The organism is Gilliamella sp. Bif1-4, assembly GCF_001690535.1.
Classification (GTDB): domain Bacteria; phylum Pseudomonadota; class Gammaproteobacteria; order Enterobacterales; family Orbaceae; genus Gilliamella; species Gilliamella bombi.
The window spans coordinates 45,969-66,582 of sequence record NZ_LZHC01000016.1; the positions used below are offsets into that span (position 1 = coordinate 45,969).

18 protein-coding genes are annotated in these 20,614 nt (G+C 34.3%); 9 read left to right on the forward strand and 9 right to left on the reverse strand.

Annotated elements, in window-relative coordinates; translation table 11 throughout:
* Positions 1-61 precede the first annotated feature (61 nt).
* Entirely contained in the window at positions 62-937 is an 876-nt protein-coding gene (ygfZ, locus tag A9G25_RS02325) for a tRNA-modifying protein YgfZ (RefSeq protein ID WP_065625575.1), read from the reverse strand.
* A gap of 284 nt (positions 938-1,221) precedes the next feature.
* On the opposite strand from ygfZ, the gene ilvI reads away from it, so the two are divergent.
* Positions 1,222-2,940: an acetolactate synthase 3 large subunit gene (gene ilvI, locus A9G25_RS02330; RefSeq protein WP_065625576.1), complete on the forward strand. Its 1,719-nt coding sequence runs from the start codon at positions 1,222-1,224 to the stop codon at positions 2,938-2,940.
* Positions 2,940-3,434 (forward strand): acetolactate synthase small subunit, encoded by a 495-nt coding sequence (gene ilvN / locus A9G25_RS02335; protein WP_034915536.1) that lies wholly within the window; start codon positions 2,940-2,942, stop codon positions 3,432-3,434. The genes ilvI and ilvN overlap by 1 nt, the downstream gene beginning before the upstream one ends.
* Positions 3,435-3,663: 229 nt before the next feature.
* Here the strand turns inward: ilvN and A9G25_RS02340 are convergent, their stop codons facing one another.
* Entirely contained in the window at positions 3,664-4,041 is a 378-nt protein-coding gene (locus A9G25_RS02340; protein WP_065611295.1) for a DUF5362 family protein, read from the reverse strand.
* A 408-nt stretch (positions 4,042-4,449) separates the two neighbouring features.
* On the opposite strand from A9G25_RS02340, the gene A9G25_RS02345 reads away from it, so the two are divergent.
* Together A9G25_RS02345 and A9G25_RS02350 are read left to right on the forward strand one after the other, a co-directional pair.
* Entirely contained in the window at positions 4,450-4,770 is a 321-nt protein-coding gene (locus A9G25_RS02345) for a Mor transcription activator family protein (protein ID WP_081297114.1), read from the forward strand.
* A gap of 171 nt (positions 4,771-4,941) precedes the next feature.
* Positions 4,942-5,373, forward strand: coding sequence for a hypothetical protein (locus A9G25_RS02350; RefSeq protein ID WP_065625578.1), 432 nt, complete (start codon positions 4,942-4,944; stop codon positions 5,371-5,373).
* 240 nt (positions 5,374-5,613) lie between these two features.
* Here the strand turns inward: A9G25_RS02350 and A9G25_RS02355 are convergent, their stop codons facing one another.
* From A9G25_RS02355 to A9G25_RS02360, 3 genes are all read right to left on the reverse strand, one after another.
* The gene (locus A9G25_RS02355; RefSeq protein ID WP_442903075.1) at positions 5,614-6,318 is read right to left on the reverse strand and encodes an IS3 family transposase; all 705 of its coding nucleotides are present in this window, start codon (positions 6,316-6,318) and stop codon (positions 5,614-5,616) included.
* A complete protein-coding gene (locus A9G25_RS13310; RefSeq protein ID WP_442903076.1) occupies positions 6,285-6,374 on the reverse strand; it encodes a hypothetical protein in 90 nt (29 codons plus the stop codon). Before A9G25_RS13310 ends, A9G25_RS02355 begins: the two co-directional genes overlap by 34 nt.
* 188 nt (positions 6,375-6,562) lie before the next feature.
* Positions 6,563-7,918, reverse strand: coding sequence for a hypothetical protein (locus A9G25_RS02360; protein WP_065625579.1), 1,356 nt, complete (start codon positions 7,916-7,918; stop codon positions 6,563-6,565).
* Between the two features lie 353 nt (positions 7,919-8,271).
* Between A9G25_RS02360 and A9G25_RS02365 the strand changes: the two genes are divergently transcribed.
* The 5 genes from A9G25_RS02365 to tkt all read left to right on the forward strand — a co-directional run bounded on the left by A9G25_RS02365 (position 8,272) and on the right by tkt (position 14,579).
* On the forward strand, positions 8,272-8,514 hold the full coding sequence (locus tag A9G25_RS02365) for a FeoA family protein (RefSeq protein WP_065625580.1): 243 nt from the start codon (positions 8,272-8,274) through the stop codon (positions 8,512-8,514).
* Positions 8,511-10,844, forward strand: coding sequence for a Fe(2+) transporter permease subunit FeoB (feoB, locus tag A9G25_RS02370; RefSeq protein WP_065625581.1), 2,334 nt, complete (start codon positions 8,511-8,513; stop codon positions 10,842-10,844). Before A9G25_RS02365 ends, feoB begins: the two co-directional genes overlap by 4 nt.
* Before the next feature lie 83 nt (positions 10,845-10,927).
* On the forward strand, positions 10,928-11,164 hold the full coding sequence (locus tag A9G25_RS02375; protein ID WP_065625582.1) for a FeoC-like transcriptional regulator: 237 nt from the start codon (positions 10,928-10,930) through the stop codon (positions 11,162-11,164).
* A 320-nt stretch (positions 11,165-11,484) separates the two neighbouring features.
* Positions 11,485-12,435 carry a transaldolase gene (tal, locus tag A9G25_RS02380; RefSeq protein WP_065625583.1) on the forward strand — a complete coding sequence of 317 codons (951 nt, stop codon included), beginning with the start codon at positions 11,485-11,487 and terminating at the stop codon, positions 12,433-12,435.
* Positions 12,436-12,572: 137 nt separating this feature from the next.
* Positions 12,573-14,579, forward strand: coding sequence for a transketolase (gene tkt / locus A9G25_RS02385; RefSeq protein WP_065625584.1), 2,007 nt, complete (start codon positions 12,573-12,575; stop codon positions 14,577-14,579).
* A gap of 72 nt (positions 14,580-14,651) precedes the next feature.
* Here tkt and A9G25_RS02390 read toward each other — a convergent pair whose 3' ends face one another.
* The 4 genes from A9G25_RS02390 to A9G25_RS02405 form a co-directional block, all read right to left on the reverse strand.
* On the reverse strand, positions 14,652-16,223 hold the full coding sequence (locus A9G25_RS02390; protein WP_065625585.1) for a phosphoethanolamine transferase: 1,572 nt from the start codon (positions 16,221-16,223) through the stop codon (positions 14,652-14,654).
* A gap of 315 nt (positions 16,224-16,538) precedes the next feature.
* Positions 16,539-17,927, reverse strand: coding sequence for an MATE family efflux transporter (locus A9G25_RS02395; RefSeq protein ID WP_065625586.1), 1,389 nt, complete (start codon positions 17,925-17,927; stop codon positions 16,539-16,541).
* 4 nt (positions 17,928-17,931) lie between these two features.
* On the reverse strand, positions 17,932-19,248 hold the full coding sequence (gene rimO / locus A9G25_RS02400; protein ID WP_442903077.1) for a 30S ribosomal protein S12 methylthiotransferase RimO: 1,317 nt from the start codon (positions 19,246-19,248) through the stop codon (positions 17,932-17,934).
* Between the two features lie 336 nt (positions 19,249-19,584).
* On the reverse strand, positions 19,585-20,511 hold the full coding sequence (locus A9G25_RS02405) for a siderophore ABC transporter substrate-binding protein (protein ID WP_065625588.1): 927 nt from the start codon (positions 20,509-20,511) through the stop codon (positions 19,585-19,587).
* Positions 20,512-20,614 lie beyond the last annotated feature (103 nt).

Below are 20,614 nucleotides of genomic sequence, written 5' to 3' on the forward strand. Positions count from 1 at the left end.
AAATCAGATTCCAACGAGCTGGAATAAACATTGGTTATTCCAGCTTATTAGTCGAAAACAATTAAAATGTCATTCGGCTATTGTCATTTCCATATACTCTAAATGGCGTATTTAAATCAATTCCATTATTAAGTACCACTTGGACACAAACACCACCTTTTTCGTCCAGTTTTGCCGCAGCTAACACAAGTCCACCTTCTCGCCAGCCACCAGCAAGCTTATATTCAAGCGTACTGCCAATTTTAGGTAGAACATCACTCGTGCCCTTTATTACATACATCCCACGAGTATTTGCTCCACGGAACTGTGCTCTAGCTACCATTTCTTGACCACAGTAACAACCTTTTTCAAAGCTGATTGCGTCATAAGATTGCAAATTACAGGCTTGTGGTAATAATATTGCCATATTGTTATTATCAATAATAGGGTAACCAGCTTGCAAATCAAGTTTTACCCAGTCGCTACATGGATGTAAATCTTCAGAAATAGGATCCGGTGTTACCATAATAACGCGCATTTTCGGTAAAGGTAGTTTGATATAGGTAATATTATTTTCAGTAAAACAGTTTTTATCGCTTAATTTTTCTGCGATTTCATGGGGTATCGCATTTCCAACCAAGCCGACCATATTTAGATCTTCGACTGGTTCGATAGTCACTTTAGAAAAAACAGCGTATTTTGCTAGTTCGGCAATCTGTTTTTTAACAACACTTTTACGTTCAATATAGTAAATATCATTACCTCGTTGAAATAACAATAAAGTACTCCACATTCTGCCTTTACTGTCGCAATGAGCAGCATAAAGCGTAGATTTTTCTGAAAGCTGGTTAATATCGTTGGTTATTTGACCTTGCAGGAAAGCTCGGTTATCCTCACCAGTAACTTTAACTAATTGCCAGTCAGCAAGAGAGGTTGGTTTAGAAGAAATATTGCTCATATTTGTACCTTTGGGTGATGAAGAATCCTAGTACCGTTATGGCTAGAAATACTTATCTTCTGAGTTTATATAAAAAATAAAAAAATAACAATAAAATCAATTAGCAATATTTAAATAAAATAGATAGATTACGGATATTATTCATAATATTATTAAAAAATAATTTTATTAGTGGATAATTTTTCAGTAAAACGCTTAGTTAATTGGCTTTAATTGATTTTGTTTATAAGTTGATGCAAAATAAATCACTAAATGACTAATCAGTTACATTGGAGACAACAACCATGGCAAAACTGTCAGGCGCAGAGATGGTTATTCAATCTTTGATTGACCAAGGAGTAAAACAGATATTTGGCTATCCCGGTGGTAGTGTTCTTGATATTTATGATGCCATTCACACGCTAGGTGGTATTGAACATATATTAGTTCGCCATGAACAAGCAGCGGTACATATGGCCGATGGTTATGCTAGAGCAACAGGGAATGTTGGCGTTGTTTTAGTTACATCAGGCCCTGGGGCAACAAACACTATTACCGGTATTGCAACAGCTTACATGGATTCGGTTCCACTAGTTATATTGTCTGGACAAGTTGCTAGTAGCCTAATTGGTAATGATGCATTCCAAGAATGTGACATGATCGGAATTTCGCGTCCAATTGTTAAACACAGTTTTTTAGTCAAAGATAGTAAAGATATTCCAGAAACCATCAAAAAAGCATTTTATATTGCTTCGACAGGTAGGCCTGGTCCAGTAGTTATCGATCTACCAAAAGATATTGTCAATCCAGCTAACAAATATAATTATCATTATCCAAAATCAGTTTTAATGAGATCTTACAATCCAACTATCCAAGGTCATAAAAAACAGATCAAAAAAGCATTAACCGCGTTATTATCGGCTAAAAAGCCGGTACTATTTATTGGTGGCGGGGTTATTACCGCCGATGCTAGTGGCGAAATTAAGACACTTGCAGAAAAACTAAATTTACCTGTTGCTTCAACGTTAATGGGTATTAGCGCTTTTCCGGGAACAGATAAACATTATCTTGGTATGATTGGCATGCACGGTGTTTATGAAGCTAATATGGCCATGCATAATGCCGATGTAATTTTTGCAATCGGTGCACGTTTTGATGATCGAACAACCAATAATGTTGAAAAATATTGTCCAAAAGCCAAAATTATTCATGTTGATATCGATCCGACTTCTATTTCAAAAACTATATCTGCTTCGATTCCTGTAGTTGGTGATGCAAAAGTTGTTCTTGAAACTTTGTTGTCTATGTTAGATGAGTTAAATACAGAACGTGATCTTGACGCATTAATTGATTGGTGGAAACAGATAGAACACTGGCGAGCACGTCACTGCTTAGCCTATAACCATGAAGGGCAAAGCATTAAACCACAAGAAACGATACAAGTGTTATACAAGCTAACCAAAGGTGATGCATTTGTGACAACCGATGTTGGTCAACATCAAATGTTTGCTGCACTTTATTACCCATTTGACAAACCTCGTCACTTTATCACATCTGGTGGGCTTGGCACGATGGGATTTGGTTTGCCAGCGGCGCTGGGAGTCAAATTAGCATATCCTAAAAAAACCGTTGTGTGTGTAACTGGCGATGGCAGTATCCAAATGAATATTCAAGAATTATCAACCGCATTGCAATATGGCTTACCAGTACTGGTTTTAAATTTGAACAACCGCTTTTTAGGCATGGTTAAACAGTGGCAAGATATGATTTATGCTGGACGCCATTCAAGTTCTTATATGGAATCTCTACCTGATTTTGCCAAAATTGCAGAAGCCTATGGCCATGTTGGTATGGTAATAACAAAACGTGAGGAACTAGAATCTAAACTGAAACAAGCACTGGCAATCAAGAACCGTTTAGTCTTTGTTGATGTTATGACTGATGCGACTGAACATGTATATCCAATGCAAGTTCGAGGTGGTGCAATGAACGAAATGTGGCTTAGTAAAACGGAGAGAACCTAATGCGTTATATATTATCAATCTTAACCGAAAACGAACCAGGCGCATTATCACGAATTATCGGCTTGTTTTCGCAACGTGGTTTTAATATCGAAACTATCACCACTGCGCAAACCGAAGATCCTACCATGCACCGTATGACAATTCAGACCTCAGGTGATGAGCATGTGATTGAACAGATCCAAAAGCAATTGCATAAACTTGTTAATGTTTACCGTGTGCATGATTTAACCGAAGGCCCTCATGTAGAGCGTGAAATCATGCTAGTAAAAGTAGAAGCAAAAGGTTCACAAGCACGTGATGAAGTTAAACGTTGTGCCGATATTTTTAGAGGATCGATAGTAGATGTCACTGCAACACATTACATTGTACAACTATCGGGTACTAGCGAAAAACTAGATTCATTTTTAGCCTCAATCCGTGAAACATGCAATATTATCGAAACCGTCCGTTCAGGAATTATAGGCTTATCACGTAGTGAAAAAACAGTTAAATAGCTACATTTATAGTTAACATATTTATTAAGGCACATTGTGCGCCTTAATTTTGTTAACAGTACTAAGTTGTTTGTTTTTTAGTTAAAAGGCATAAAGATGTTGTCATAATTTAATCTCGCCAAAAATTAACAATAACAGCTCGTTATGCCTAGAACTATGCTACTAGATACTTACTTGAAAAAGTGCCAAAATTGGAAGATCAGTAGTTTCTAGATTAAAGTAATAATTGTTAGTAATAACCATTACTGTATGTAACAAAAATAGAAATAATAATTACAATGTATAAAACAATAAATACAATCGAAGCGATAAATGTAATTAGAAAATATTTCCAATAGCCATAAATATTTTCTATAGCATCAACAATATCGTCTCCTTTTCGAAGACTTGCAGCTAAGCTAAATGCACTTCCCGATTTGAAAAGTTTGGCTCCAGCAAAAATTTGAGGGATTCCAACAATAGCAGTAATTATTCCTAGACATGTAAAAGCGCCAGCAATTATAAAAATAACACCAAAAACTTGTTGCATAGTAGCAATAAAACGCATATGTTTTATTAATAATTCAGTTGTTTGAAAAGAAATTGTATTTGTTTGATTTGTATTCATTTTTATTCCTTATTTATTCCTTATATTATTGCTCTATTTGAAAGCGGGTTATAGAATAACAGCTTTTTAATCAATGTCGAGGTGCTTTTTGCATAACAGCTCAAGTTTAAACCATTTTTCCATTGCCCCATGTTAGATTGGACGTATAGCTTTTAATTTGAATGGTTTAACTTCCTCTTTTGGTTCCCATTAGGAGCCCGAATGAAACCGATAAAACTATAAATATTCCATAAAAACCACTATTATTACAGGTGGAGAAAATAACTAAATTAAGCAAAAAAGAATGGATGTCAGAATGCTAGTATTAAAAAATTTACGCAATGACACAAGCGACAAATGATTTAATTATTTATTTCGAGGCAGAAAAGTAAAATAAAAAAGGGGGGGCTAAAGCTCCCAAAATTAACCATGAGCCTCTTTAAATTCTTTTCTTGCTATTTCTTGTTGTTTATCGATGTAGTCAGCAAAATCTTGTATGTGTACGATAGTATTGCAAATACAATTTCAGAACTGTTCGGCAGGCAGAATATCACATTTCCATGCGACTACAGATTTAAACTAAACCAACGTGACTTGCAAATCTATGACGCATTTAAAGGCAATAACTACGTAGAACTGAGTCAAAAATATAAAATGACAGAACGAGGTATCAGAAAAGTAATCGACCGAGTTTATAAACGAATGATAAAAGAAAAACAACCAACACTGTTTGATTTTAATGACGCCTAATCAATTTTAGAGCAAAATTTTTTATTTCATATTTTGTAACACTTTTCAAGGAACAATTTCATTATTTCCCTGTTTATTTTGTTATATCCCATTTACCTCATCATTCTGTTATTATTTATAATGTTCTATTTCTGTTATAATTTAACTTTATAATAACAAAAAGGAATAATAATGTTAAAAAGGATGGTTGCATTTTTACTAATGGCATTTGCTTTATCTGGATGCTCGCCTGAAGTTACAGAAGATATGCTAATTGGTAAATGGATATGTCATTACGAAGGGGTATACGACATAGAAAAAACTTCTACTGATAAAAGAAATTTTGAAATAAATAACATCCCAGTAAAATATGGAAAACAGAAAGATAACTCAATCACGGAACAATCTTATAATTTAGCACCGGAAAAATTTTTATTTGAACCCTATAGAAAAGAGCATCGTAATCTAGATAAAAATATTGAGTATGAAAGAATATGGGAATATCAATATGTTTCAGATGATGAATTTAAATATGTAGACACTTATAGTTCGAGATGTAGCCAAACAAAAAAGCATAGCGAGTTAGATGTTTGGACAAAAACATGTGTTAGGCAAAAAGATTAAAAAAATTATCAATAATTATTGTTCAAACCGCCAATTAAGACGGTTTTTTATGTTCATTTTTTTTGAAACACCTCAAACCCAATTCAATTTTCAATCAACCATAATGCCATCACACGGCAATTAACAACAAGAGCTACTTAGGAATGAGTTTTAGAGGGCACCAGATGGTTTTCATGGTTACCCTTCTTGACTAGTTCCCTGTAAATATCCCCAAACTTAGTACACAACTCACGTAGAAAATTAAGCTGCCTGTTTTAATGTTTTATATTCAATCGGTGTCATGTTATTTAACGCCTCATGCGGTCTTTCGGTGTTATAAATCGTTAACCATTCTTCGGTTATTCTCCTTGCTTGCGATAAGTTGTTAAAAAGATATAAATCGAGTACTTCAGTACGATAGGTACGATTAAATCGTTCAATATAGCCATTTTGATAAGGGCTACCAGGCTTTATATAATCAATGGCTATATCATGTGATTTAGCCCAGTTTATAAAGGATTTTCCTGTAAATTCGGGTCCATTATCGACTCGTATTTTTAATGGATACCCATGATATTCGGCCAGTTTATCTAAGTAACGGGTAATTCTCCCTGCTGGTAAGCTTATTACAATATCAATATCTAACGCCTCACGATTAAAGTCATCGATGACATTGAATGTCCTAAAACTACGTTGATTACGGCTACTGTCACTCATAAAATCCATTGACCAACATTCACCTTGTTTATTAGGCACCAATAGCTTTTCTGGGCATCGTGGAGGAGTGCGTTTTTTACGCTTTACTCTGAGATTAAGCTTTAATTCACAATACACCGGATAAACACGCTTATGGTTCCATTGATAGCCGAGCTTTCTGATACGATTAAAGCATTTAGGAAAGCCCCAGCGTAAATGCCGGTCTGTGATAGCATTCAACACCGAAATAATCTGTAACTTTCCTGCCATTTATAGAAAGTTGAATTATCCATGCCATATTTACGGCACAGTTCCTTGACAAGAATACCAGCTTCAGCTTCTTTTTAAATAGCTACGATTTGATGTTCGGTCATTTTTTTCATAATTAAATCCCCTTTACTTTTATCATAGAGAATTTTCTACTTTTTTGCTGTACTATTTTAGGTGATAGTTACATTTAATACAAAGCCGCCCCAATCAGACAATATTGCAAGACATAGCTTATAAAATCCTTTTATTGCTTATTTATCGTTTTCTTGTATACTTCAAATTCCTGCTTCAGTTTTTCTTTTGGTGTTGTTAGTAATCTTTTCATATTATCAATTTCCCTTATGCAGGCATGCTTTAAGTTATTCTTTTTAAGTATTTCTTTTTCTCTAAAAGGAGCTGCATCTTCACCAGTAAGATTTTTCTCTATTAGTTCTAAATAATAGTTATATTGATCCTCTTTTTGCTGTTTTATTTTTTCAAATATGTCTAAATTCTCTTGTGTTATATTTATTTTACGAAATTCAATGTTGTTATACCTTGATTCGTTCCAATATGTCTTAAAGATATATCGTCTAGGATGCTTCCCTTTTTCAAAAACTATCTGGTAGTTAAGCGTACAGTTAGGTTCAAAAGAACCATGTGTTATATGTATTAAATTTCCATTTTGTTTTACCCATGTCTCACGGCTATTATATTCTGGCTGACTCCCTTTCAGTTCTAAAATTTCAAATGTTTTACCTTTATAATAAGAACCAAATGTATCATCAACATTAGCCCAGTTTAACATCGAGTTTGGAATAGTTATCTTCTTATAATCTTTAGAGTCTTCGATAGTGAATTGATCAAAAAAATCAATTTTTTCATCCTCACTTAGCGGTTTTTTTTCTAAAGAATTATCATTTTTAAACCAAACACTTGTTTTGAAAACTCTGTTTTTGACTAACAGTTTTTTAGAAGAAGAGTCAACAAATCTATCTGTTTCAACATCAAGTTTCAAAGGTTCAACGTAAATAAATCTATCTTTATAACCTACTAGTTTATTTATAACGATTTTATTATAAAAAATAGGAATATATTTAACTGTATCTATGTTAGGAAAATAATAACTTTTGGATGGGTGAAAGTCTGGATAATAAAGATAAATACCTTCCAAAACATACTGTTGATTTGGGGTCTTAATTGGTTTGGGAATATCAAAGTTTATAATCTGATTAGTTTTATTAACATGTATATTTGTTGCAAATGCAATTTGATTTATCTTGTTATATACTGTATTCCTTGATTCCCACGACATAAGTGTATGGTATTGTTTTTCTTTGGTTATTTTGATTATATCGCCCGTTTTATCTATTATAGGCTCGTATTGCGCTATGATTTTTATATTTTTTTGTGGAAAGTTTTTTATTAAATTTTCATTCTCTATGTTAGTTATAAAAGGATTATAAAAATCATCAAGTTGAAAACTTACGTGTAAAAAATCATTGTTATCTGAGCTGTTTATTAATTTATGGTCAATTATCCTGACTCTTTTATCAGTACAGGCGTTCAGTAAGAAACATCCTACCAACAGGGAAACTATTAAAAATATTCTTTTTTTCATACATTTCACCATAACAAAACCGTTTCAAAATGTCTATAACTATTTAAATAACAACAATGAAAATTAAATTAAACGATATTATTAATTGAATGTTTTTATGTGGAAAAAATCACTTCTTTCAGTAGCTAAAGTTTGTTGCGATTATTTATTTTACCTATTTAGAAACACGACACAGCGAGGGTTTGTATTTTTTATTGTTTAATTATATTTACTATTTTTTTTCGGTTTATTTATTTTTGTTGAGAATAATTCGCATTTTTACACTAAAAATAACTTCATTTCTTTCTAAAATATGTATCTTTAATTTTATATGATTATTTATATCAACACTGTTGTCATTTTTTAGGAGCGTAATGTCATTTTTTACTCTTAACCAGTTACCTTTAGGTCACGAGGCGGTTATTACTAGGTTGTTACCCGAATCGTTACCTTTTCGTCGAAAGTTACTTGCTATGGGGATTACACCGGGGTGTAAGGTTCTTGCTGTGCGAGTTGCACCATTTGGCGATCCGATTGAAATTAAAATGCGTGGATTTTTGCTTTGTTTGCGTCTTAAAGAAGCACAAGCCATTGAAGTTATAGAGGTAAGTGAATGAAGATAGCATTAATTGGTAATCCTAACTGTGGTAAGACGACATTATTTAATTTATTAACTGGCTCAAAGCAACGTGTAGGAAATTGGCCTGGAGTGACTGTTGAACGTAAAACAGGTGTTTTTACTTATCATAATGCACAATATGAAGTCGTCGATTTGCCTGGTACATATTCGATCGAACCAGACCCACTTAGTGTTTCACAAGATGAGCTTATTGCACGTCAGTTTGTGTTGTCTGATAGTGACTGTGTTATTATTAATATTATGGATGCAACTAATTTGCAACGTAGTTTGTATTTAACTTGTCAATTAATTGATTTGCAAGTGCCAATGATTGTTGTATTAAATATGATGGATGCAGTTAAAGCCATGGGCGAACAGATTAATGTTGATATGTTGTCAACACTGTTAGGTTGCCCTGTAGTGGCATTATCATCAACCCAAAAAATAGGGCTATCGTGCTTTTATCAACAAATCGAAAACATGGTAATCACGCCGCAAGTAGCTAAACCGTCGATTGATTTGCTTGGCGATAATCAGCAAGCGGTGATTAATCGTTGTATTTGTGAGTTACCAGATGATAGTGTTGTGCATCAATTCAATCGTTGGCAATTGATGGATGCGTTATTAGATGATTCGCGTTATAATTTACTCGAATGCGAAAAAGAGATGTTTGCAAACTGCCGTTCATTGCTTGCAAAATGGTGTGATAATGAAATTGATGTGGCGCTTGCTAGTGCACGTTATGATACGATTGATACAATTTGTAAGAAAGTGATTGATAAACCACGTGAACTTAGTCGTCGATTTTCAGACATATTGGATAATATCACCTTAGGGCGTATTACTGGTATTCCGTTCTTTTTACTCGCAATGTATGCCATGTTTATGCTAGCGATTAATTTTGGGACTGTGTTTATTGATTTTTTTGATGTGCTGTGTGGTACTATTTTTGTCGATGGCTCAACGCAGTTACTTCATGCTATCAATGCACCGAATTGGCTTACGGCTATTTTGGCTAATGGGATTGGTCGTGGTATTCAAACGGTTTCAACTTTTATTCCTGTCATTGGGGCGATGTTTTTTTGTTTGTCTTTTTTGGAAGATTCTGGTTATTTGGTGCGAGCAGCAATGGTAATCGATCGGCTGATGCGTTGCATTGGTTTGCCGGGAAAAGCATTTGTGCCAATGTTAGTGGGGTTCGGTTGTGGTGTGCCAGCCATTATGGGCACGCGAACGTTAGAAAGCACACGTGATCGTATTATGTCAATTTGTATGATTCCTTTTATGTCATGTGGAGCTAGATTGCCGGTGTATGCTTTATTCGCCGCGATATTTTTTCCTAAAAATGCCTCTATAGTGGTGTTTGCCTTATATTTGCTTGGTGTAGTTGTGGCAATGATAACCGGATTTATACTTAAATTTACGCTATTAAAAGGTTCATTAACACCGTTTATTATGGAAATGCCAGTGTATCGTATTCCGACTTTAAGTAGTCTAATTAGCTTGACTTGGCAGCGTTTAAAGTCGTTTGTTTTTAAAGCAGGTAAAGCCATTGTGTTGATGGTAACAATATTAAGTGTGCTTAATTCATGGGGGAGTGATGGTTCGTTTAGACACGAAAGTTCGCAGGACTCTATGCTTTCTGTTGTTAGCCAAACAATCACTCCAGCATTTGCACCAATGGGGATTAAACACGATAATTGGCCCGCAACGGTGGGAATTTTTACGGGTATTTTTGCTAAGGAGTCGGTGATTGCAACGCTTAATTCGCTTTATTCGATGGGCGATGACTATGACAATAAGCAAGCAACCAAGTCGTTTGATTTATCACAAGGGATTGTAGATGCGTTGGCAACGATTCCTAAGAATTTAGTTGATCTGTCAGATGCAGTATTAGATCCACTAGGGTTTAATACAGTTTCACAAAATATTGATTCACTTCAGTCTGATTTGGAGGTAAATTCGGTAACAATTTCTCAAATCAAGGGCGCTTTTGGTTCGTCTTCGAATGCGATGAGTTATTTGATCTTCATTTTACTTTATACACCTTGTGCTGCTGCATTAGGAGCTGTGTACCGAGAGGCTGGTTTTAGATGGATGATATTTGTGGCAATTTGGACTTTTACTATCGCATGGCTAACAGCAACTATTTATTATCAATTTACTTTGCTTGGGCATTCTACTATGGCAGGTTGGTGGCTTTTGGGATGTAGTGTATTTATTGTTGTAGCACTATTGTTTATGCGTACTTTAGGGCGATATTCATCATTTAACCAACAAACGGAACCGAATCTACAACAGTGTAAAGAATCATCATGCTGTCAGTAAGTAGCTGGCTAGCTAATTTGTAAAAATATAGATAGAGAAAAGATTTGTGATTTTTCTGTAACTTTAATTATCGGATTATTGCTATGTTAATAACGTCGATTCGTGATTATGTACAATTAAAAGGTCATGTACCATTGCAAGATATTGCACGCCATTTTCGTTTACCTGAAAGTGCAGCTGAGCAGATGTTAGGGTTTTGGATTAAAAAAGGGATGATAAAGTTCATAGTACAAGATCAGCCTTTATTTTGCCAAACCAATAAGTGTCATTCTTGTTCAAACTGCCATTTAGCAAGTAAGGTTGAATATGTTTGGGTTTAATTGAATCATGAATCAGTAACTTTTTACATTTGTAAGTGTTGTCAATTATTTTGTTGCATCATAGATAAATTATGCTAATTAACGCTAATTTGATTTTGTGATTAAATTCACAGAATTAATTTTATTTGTATGGATAAGCTAGCAAACATGGATAAGTGATTCTGTATTATCAGAGTCTGATGCTACATTTTGTGTGTTCAGTCTGTCTGTTTTTTGACAACAAGATAGATTAATCATAATCTAATGACAAAGTCGTTTTATTGTTGAATAAATGTTATTATACTTTCATTATAGTAAAACGTTATATTAGGATAAAATGTATGAGTCAATTAGATGAATTTAAAAAATTAACTGTAGTGGTAGCCGATACCGGTGATATCGATTCTATTAAGCAGTTTTCCCCCGAAGATGCAACAACCAATCCTTCCCTCGTTTTGAAAGCAGCGCAATTTCCTCAATATCGTTATTTAATTGATTCTGCTGTTGAAACTGCGAAAAAAATTGGTGGCAATAAAGAACAACAATTAGTTAATGCGTGTGATCAGGTTGCAGTTAATATTGGCGCTGAAATTTTGAAAACAGTTCCTGGTCGTATTTCAACCGAAGTGGATGCTCGTTTGTCTTTTGATAAACAAGAGTGTATTGAAAAGGCACGCAAAATTATTGCACTTTATAAAGAAAAGGGTATCGATAAGTCACGTATCTTAATTAAAATTGCGTCAACTTGGGAAGGCATTAAAGCAGCTGAGGTGCTTGAAAAAGAAGGGATCAACTGTAATTTAACTTTACTATTTTCGTTTGCACAAGCACGAGCTTGTGCCGAAGTAAATGCCTTTTTAATTTCGCCTTTTGTAGGTCGAATATATGATTGGTATCAAGCTAAAAAAACAATCGAACCTTATGTTGCGGATGAAGATCCGGGCGTAATTTCTGTGCGTAATATCTTTAATTATTACAAACAACACGGTTATAAAACTATTGTGATGGGGGCCAGCTTTCGCAAGGTTGATCAGATTTTAGCATTAGCCGGTTGTGACAGATTAACTATTTCGCCTAATCTATTAGCCGAAATGCAACAATCAAATGCGCCTGTTGTACAAAAGCTCAATCCAAATCAAACCGTAGTTGCTTGTCCTGCGCCAATGACTGAGGCCGAATTTAGATGGCAACATAATAGCGATGCAATGGCAGTTGAAAAATTAGCCGAAGGGATTCGTGCTTTTGCCGTTGATCAAGGCAAATTAGAAGATATGATTGGCGCACTACTATAATTATATTGGATACAATAGGGGAGCTAGCTCCCCATTTTTACAATATTTTATTCGTTAATTTGATTAATGATTTTGCAAGTGATATTAATCTTGCATAAAACAATTCTCATTTAAAAAAAATTTTTGGAGATTACAACATGAATGCAACCACATTATCTCACCGCGAATTGGCGAATGCGATAAGAGCTTTAAGCATGGATGGCGTGCAAAAAGCGAAATCAGGCCATCCTGGTGCACCTATGGGTATGGCGGATATGGCCGAAGTGCTTTGGCGTAGCTTTCTAAAACATAATCCGAACAATCCTAAATGGGCCGATCGCGACCGTTTTGTGTTATCAAATGGTCATGCTTCTATGTTGATTTATAGCTTGTTACATTTAACTGGTTATAACGTGACTATTGATGATTTGAAAAACTTTCGTCAGTTGCATTCAAAAACCGCAGGTCATCCTGAATATGGTCATGTACCTGGTGTTGAAACTACAACGGGACCGTTAGGCCAAGGTATTGCCAATGCTGTTGGTATGGCAATTGCAGAAAGAACGTTAGCGGCACAATTTAATAAACCAAGTCATACCATTGTTGATCACCATACTTATGTGTTTATGGGGGATGGTTGTATGATGGAAGGTATCTCGCACGAAGTGTGTTCTTTAGCGGGTACCTTAAAATTAGGTAAACTCATCGCATTTTATGATGATAATGGTATTTCGATCGATGGTGAAGTAGAAGGTTGGTTTACTGATGATACCGCAAAACGATTTGAAGCTTATGGCTGGCATGTTATTCGTGATATTGATGGTCATGATGCTAAAGTCCTTAAAGAAGCAATCGAACAAGCTCAAGCCGTAACCGATAAACCATCTTTATTAATGTGTAAAACGGTAATTGGTTTTGGTTCACCAAATAAAGCAGGTAGCCATGAAAGTCATGGTGCACCTTTAGGTGATGCTGAAATTGAAGCAACTCGTAAATCATTAGGTTGGGATTATCCTGCTTTTGAAATTCCTAAAGATTATTACGATGCTTGGGATGCGAAAGCTAAAGGTAAACAAATTGAAGATGAATGGAATGCTCGTTTTGATGCTTACGCTAAGGCCTATCCTGAATTAGCTAAAGAATTCAAACGTCGTGTTAATGGTGATTTGCCAGCAAATTGGTCTCAAATCACTAACGATGTAGTGAATAAATTACAAGCAAATCCAGCAACTATTGCAACTCGTAAAGCATCTCAAAATGCTATCGAAGCATTTGCGCCAGCTTTACCTGAATTTTTAGGTGGTTCGGCTGATTTAGCACCAAGTAATTTGACAATGTGGTCAGGCTCTAAAGAAATTTTAGCCAATACTGATGGTAATTATATTCATTATGGTGTGCGTGAATTTGGTATGTCCGCTATTATGAATGGTATTGCGTTACATGGTGGATTTATTCCTTATGGTGCGACATTCTTAATGTTTATGGAATATGCACGTAATGCCATCCGAATGGCGGCATTAATGAAAATTCGTGCTTTATTTGTCTATACTCATGATTCAATTGGTTTGGGTGAAGATGGACCAACGCATCAGCCTGTTGAACAAATGGCAAGCTTACGTGTTACGCCAAATGTGAGTACTTGGCGCCCATGTGACCAAGTGGAATCAGCTATTGCTTGGCAGTATGGTATTGAGCGCAAAGATGGACCAACTGCATTAATCTTCTCAAGACAAAATTTAAAACAACAAGAACGTACTGCTGAACAATTAGCTAATGTCTATCGAGGGGGTTATATCTTAAATGATTGTACCGGTACTCCAGAGCTGATAATTATTGCTACTGGTTCAGAAGTGGAACTTGCAGTTGAAGCTTATCATCAACTTACACAAGCAGGTAAAAAAGTGCGAGTTGTGTCAATGCCATCAACGGATGCGTTTGATAAACAAGATAGCACTTATAGAGAGTCAGTATTGCCATCGTCAGTGACAGCTCGTCTAGCTATTGAAGCTGGTATTAGCGATTACTGGTATAAATATGTTGGTCTTAATGGTAAAGTAATTGGCATGACAAGCTTTGGTGAGTCAGGTCCAGCTGAGCAACTATTTAAAGCATTCGGATTTACTGTTGAAAATGTAATAGCTCAGGCATATAGTTTATTAAAATAATAATAGAATAATTATCGATAAAATGCCATCTGATCTAATGATGGCATTTTATATCTGTCTATGATTATAAACCTAATAGGGATTAGGATCTTTCTTTAGTTTATCAAATGGAAATAGCTTATTTGATTTCCAATCTTTTACTTTTATATTTTTTTGCTCAGGTATTTTTGTTAGCTCATTTTGCATATAATCATGTTGTACATTTAGTTTAATTCCCATCCATTGGCTCAGTAAATAAACAAATTGTAATCCGGATATTTGTTTATTAATTTTTTGTTGGATAGTTTTATCTGAATCAAAAAAGATAAATGGAACTCGATAACTATCTTGATATTCTGAATTGTGTCTTAAGTCATTATGTTGATCTGCATGCGCAAGCCCATGATCTGCAAAGTAAACAACTGAATAATCTTGATTATATTTTTTTAGTATACTGATAGTTTGTGCAATAAGATCATCTGTTTCTTTAATACTACTAACATAACATGATATATTTTTATTATTCAGATCAAACTGCACATTAAATTCTAATCGCTTACAAAAATGAGGATGAGAACCAATTAGATGCATGATGATAAGTTTTGGTTTATTGCTTTCTTTTAATAAAATATTGTCTAATTCGGGTAATAATAAAGTATCATGTTTTCCTCTCGATGATTTACCATTATATTCACCTTTTTTAGTGTAAAATGAATGTTGTGCATAAGAGGCAATACGTGGAACAGTAATTTCCATTTTGCCTAATCTTCCTTGATTTGATAGCCAATAAGTTTCAAATCCTGCATCATTAGCAATACTTACAATATTATTATTTAGTTGTGCATTAACTTCTTTATTTTCTAAAAAAATTGACTGGCTAATTAGATGGGGAATTGATGATTGGGTATTTGGTGCTGGCGCTATTAATCCATCCCAAATAATGCTAGCATGAGTACGGGTAAAAGGTGTATTGTCATATTTAAAACTATAAGCACTCATATAGTCTTTTCGAACACTTTCGCCAATGATAATAACATAGGTTTTATGTTTTGGAACAACCGATATAATTGAGATACTATTAGTTTTTTCAATCTGTTTAATTTGTTGTTCTCTTTCGGTTAAATAGAGCTTTCCATTTTCATAAAATCCAACACAAAACTCTAATATAGGATATTTGATATTACTAAAAAAAGAATAAGTAATTGAGCTGAAAGTGTTTGGGTGATATTGATTAATTATCTTTATTGGTTTATAAAAAACTAATCCCAAAACAACAATAATTAAATAGAGGTTGCTTATTTTGGGGAACGGAAATTTTTTAAATAAAATAACAAAGAATAATATCAAGAGTAGCGGAATAAAATAGAAATAAATAGATAGTTGTGAACAAAAATCTGTTATTTCATCAATATCAGTTTCTGCAATAGAGCTAATCACAGCAACGTTAGGTGAGCCATAATAAAATCCAATAGGAAAATAGATAGCAGCTATTACAAACCAAATGCAAAAAAAGATTCTAAAAAAAGCAAGTCGAGCTAAAAAGATAAGAGAAAAGTAAGTTAGGAATATGCGGTCAAATCTTTGTGGAAAGCCTAATAAATAAGTAAGTAAGATCGAAAGGCAAAGACAAACTCCGTGTGAAAGTATATTTTCTTTTTTTATCATAGTAACTGTATTTATTATATCAATTTTTGGTTTCAAGAATTATAGATTTATTCAAATATTTGACAATAGGTTTTGATAAAAAATATCCAATATTTTAATTGTTGGTATTAGTATCGACGCAGAGAAAATGAAGAAGTCTTCTATGTCTGGGGGTTACCAGCATGGACTAATTTTAGAATTCCGATGGATGGCAGCTTGCCCATAATTCTTGAAAGATTAACCTATTTATGTTTAGTTATTGAATAATCAATAAGTTGTTATTAATAAAATGAGGTTAATCTTTTTTATTTTATTGAATGTCTTAAATAAATAACTTTATCTTGATGCACGTACTAAAATAACTTCAACAGATTGTTTTTGAATATAGATCATCCTAGCTATTAATAGAAATGCTGCCACAGCAAGCCCAGAAATAATTCCTATCCAAAAACCAGCTGCGCCAATTGGTTGAATGATTAGGTCGGTTAATCCTAGAACATAACCAACAGGCAATCCGACTACCCAATAAGAAAGTAGAGTAATAAAAAAGATGCTTTTAGTGTCTTTATAACCTCGAAGCACATTACTAGCTACTACTTGTAAATAGTCAGAAGCTTGATAAATAGCGAGTAAAACAATAAGTTGCATACAAATAGCAATTACAGCATTTTCTTGTGTAAATATGGTGATGATTTGTGAACTAAAAATAACTAAAATTAGTGCAACTATAATGGCGATTGCTAAGGATATGGCTAAACTAATGTAAGAAGTTTGTTTGGCTAAAACTGGTTTTCTTTTGCCTAGTAAATAGCCAATACGAATACTGGTTGCTACTCCTAGCGATAATGGAATAGCAAATGTTAAACTACTGATAGTAAAAATAATTTGGTGTGCAGCTACGGTTAATTGTCCTAGTGGAGCAATTAGTAAAGCAATTACTGCAAATAAGCTCATTTCAAAGAAGTAAGCTAGTGCAAGGGGAGTTCCTAGGATGATGACTTTTTTGATTATAGCAACGTCAATCAATTTAGTTATTGGCGTTTGACGTATATCGTGTTGGCTAGGTGCGGTTAGTGTATATAAACGAATTAATATAAACATTAACCAGAATATTATTGAAGCAGTGATTCCACATCCTACACCGCCAAAAGCAGGTAAGCCTAATTTGCCATAGATTAATATGTAGTTGATAGGGATGTTGGTGATTAGTGCAATAAAGATGATGACCATCGCTGGTTTGGTATTGGATAATCCTTCACATTGATTGCGGTAAACTAAGAATAGCAAGAAAGCTGGCACACCCCACATTATGGCGCGTAAAAATTTGACTGCCACTTCCATCATTTTTGGATCAATAGGGTAATCGTCCGAGCTTCTTAGGTTTATTATTAGGTCGGAATGATAGAGAACTAACATCATAAGCACTGATAATACTAATGCAATGATAACGCCTTGCCGGGTATGATCGGCAACTTGGTTCCGTTTAGCTGCACCATTTAGGTTTGAAATAATTGGCGTTAAAACGGTGAGTAAGCCTTGCCCAAATAAGATGGTAGGTAGCCATATCGAGACAGCAATGGCTACCCCAGAAAGTGCCGTTTTACTATAATTGCCTGCCATGATAGTATCAACAAAGGTGATCGCAGTTTGTGATACTTGTGCGATAAGCACTGGAACCGATAATTTAACAAGATTTTTTATTTCGTGTTTATAATGTTGTTTCATATTTTTACCGTTTAACCGTTCCCCATAAGTCGTATTCATCTGAATGTTCAATGTTAACTTGAACAATATCACCAATATTGACTTGATTTTCTTCGTTTAGATAAACAACACCATCAATTTCAGGGGCATCAGCCATACTACGACCAATTGCACCTTCTTCATCAATTTCGTCAACAATAACAGCTAATGTTTTGCCAATTTTGGCTTGTAATTTTTGCGTTGAGATTTTTTGCTGTAATTGCATAAAGCGATCAAAACGTTCTTGTTTGATTGCTTCTGGAATTTGATCAGCAAGTTTATTGGCTTCAGCGCCTTCTATGGAACTGTATGGAAAACAGCCAACACGATCTAGCTGTGCTTGCGACAAAAAGTTGAGCAGTAATTCAAAATCTTGTTCTGTTTCGCCGGGATAACCAACAATAAAGGTTGAACGTAACGTGATATCAGGACAGATTTCTCGCCATTTATGGATACGTTCTAATGTTCTTTCAATGGTTCCAGGTCGTTTCATTGATTTTAAAATTGTTGGACTTGCGTGTTGTAATGGCACATCCAGATAAGGCAAAATTTTACCATCTGCCATTAATGGAATTAGATTATCGACACATGGATAAGGATACATATAATGCAATCTGACCCAAATTCCCAAAGTTGATAATTGTTCGCAAAGCGTTTGAATATCAGTTTTTAATGGCATTCCATTCCAGAAACTGGTCCTGTTTTTGATATCAACGCCGTAAGCTGAAGTGTCTTGTGCAATAACTAATAATTCCTTAACGCCACTGTCGGCTAGTCGTTTTGCTTCATCAAGTACGTTACCAATAGGGCGACTAATCATTTCACCTCGTAATGATGGAATAATGCAAAATGTACAACAATGATTACAACCTTCAGAAATTTTTAGGTAAGCATAATGTTTTGGTGTTAGTTTTATACCTTGTTGGGGGACTAGACTGGTAAATGGATTATAAGCAGGTTTTGGTGCATATTTATTAACATGATTTAGTACCGCTTCATAGCTGTGTGGACCCGATATTTCAAGTACTTTTGGATGTACAGTCCTAATTTGATCTTCTTTGGCACCAAGGCATCCGGTTACAATGACTTTGCCGTTTTCATTAAGAGCTTCGCCAATTGCTTCTAGAGATTCTTGTACTGCACTGTCAATAAATCCACAAGTGTTTACAATGACCAGATCGGCATTATCATAGCTAGGTACGACTTGATAACCTTGCGTACGCAGTTCGGTTAAAATTCGTTCAGAGTCAACTAAATTTTTAGGACAGCCAAGGCTCACAAATCCAATTGTAGGGGGTAACATATTCATAGTATTTATAATAGCGTGTTATATTAAAGAGGTATTGTTTGAGAATTCAATAAACTATATTTGTTAATTATCATTTACAAATCAAAATAAAGTCGGCATTTTATCACATTTCATCATAGTTGATATACCGATTTTCTAATTTCTAATTTCAAATTTACATTAACAATGCTTTGGCTTATCTATTAAGTATTAGTAATAACTCGGAAAGTAGTTCGTTTGAATAAAAAGAATTATTTATTAAGTATTTCTCTGATATTTATCAGTATAAAATAAAGCCTTTATTGACAATAAAGGCTATTAAAAAAATAGAAAGTTAACAATCAAGTTATATTATTTTAATGCATTAATGATTTCGTCAATTTGACGATCTATGCTTTCAGCACCACCACCCGACAAATACCATAGATCAGGAGTTAAATAAACAACCTGTGTTTTGCTTTTGTTTAATACTTTTTGTGAAAAAAAGTGCTCAGCCATACCTTGATTGCCGATTGCTTTGCTACGATCAACAACAAAAATAATATCAGGTTTGACTGATTTAATGTAATTATCATCAATAAAAATTGGTTTTGGTTTGCCTATTAAGTTATTTGCGGGCATAACGGTGAGTGGTACCGCTCGTTTAACATCTAGTACATCGTGAATCAATGCTGCGCTTGAGCTTGAATTGATAAGAATCATCTTTCCATCATTATGAATAGCAACAATAGCTTTTTTAGAACTAGCTTCGGCTACTGCTCGGGCATGTTGAATTTTTTCATCTAATGACTGAATAATATTATCAGCTTTACTTTCTGTGCCTGTAATATTTGCCAGTAGATGGATATGGTTTTTTGTTGATTCAACATAATTTTGGGCGTTCACACTTAAATTAATGACTGGTGCAATTTTAGATAGATCTTCAGTTTTACTAGCTTGACGCCCATCAATAATAATTAAATCAGGCTTAACTTGTCTGATTGCATCAATATTGGGGTCTTTCATATTGCCTGTATCGGTAATTGTTGTTTTGTTAAATTGTTGCAAATAAGATGGGATAACTGATAGTGGAGTTGCAACAACTATCGAACCTTTACCTAACGCATCTAAAGTATCTAATGCCCCATAGTTCATGACAACAACTTTTTCGGGCGATTTAGGAACCTGTACCGTTTGGTTGTTGGCAGTTACACTCATTGTTGTCGTTGATTGGCAACCAGTTAAACTTAATATAATCGATGCAATACTACTTAAAAATATTTTTTTCTTTTTATTCATCTCAATTTTCCTGTGTTTATATAAATGATAATTATTATCATTTAACAAAAGGGATTTGTCTAGCTATAAATAATTTTTTAAAGATATTGATAATCATTCTCAT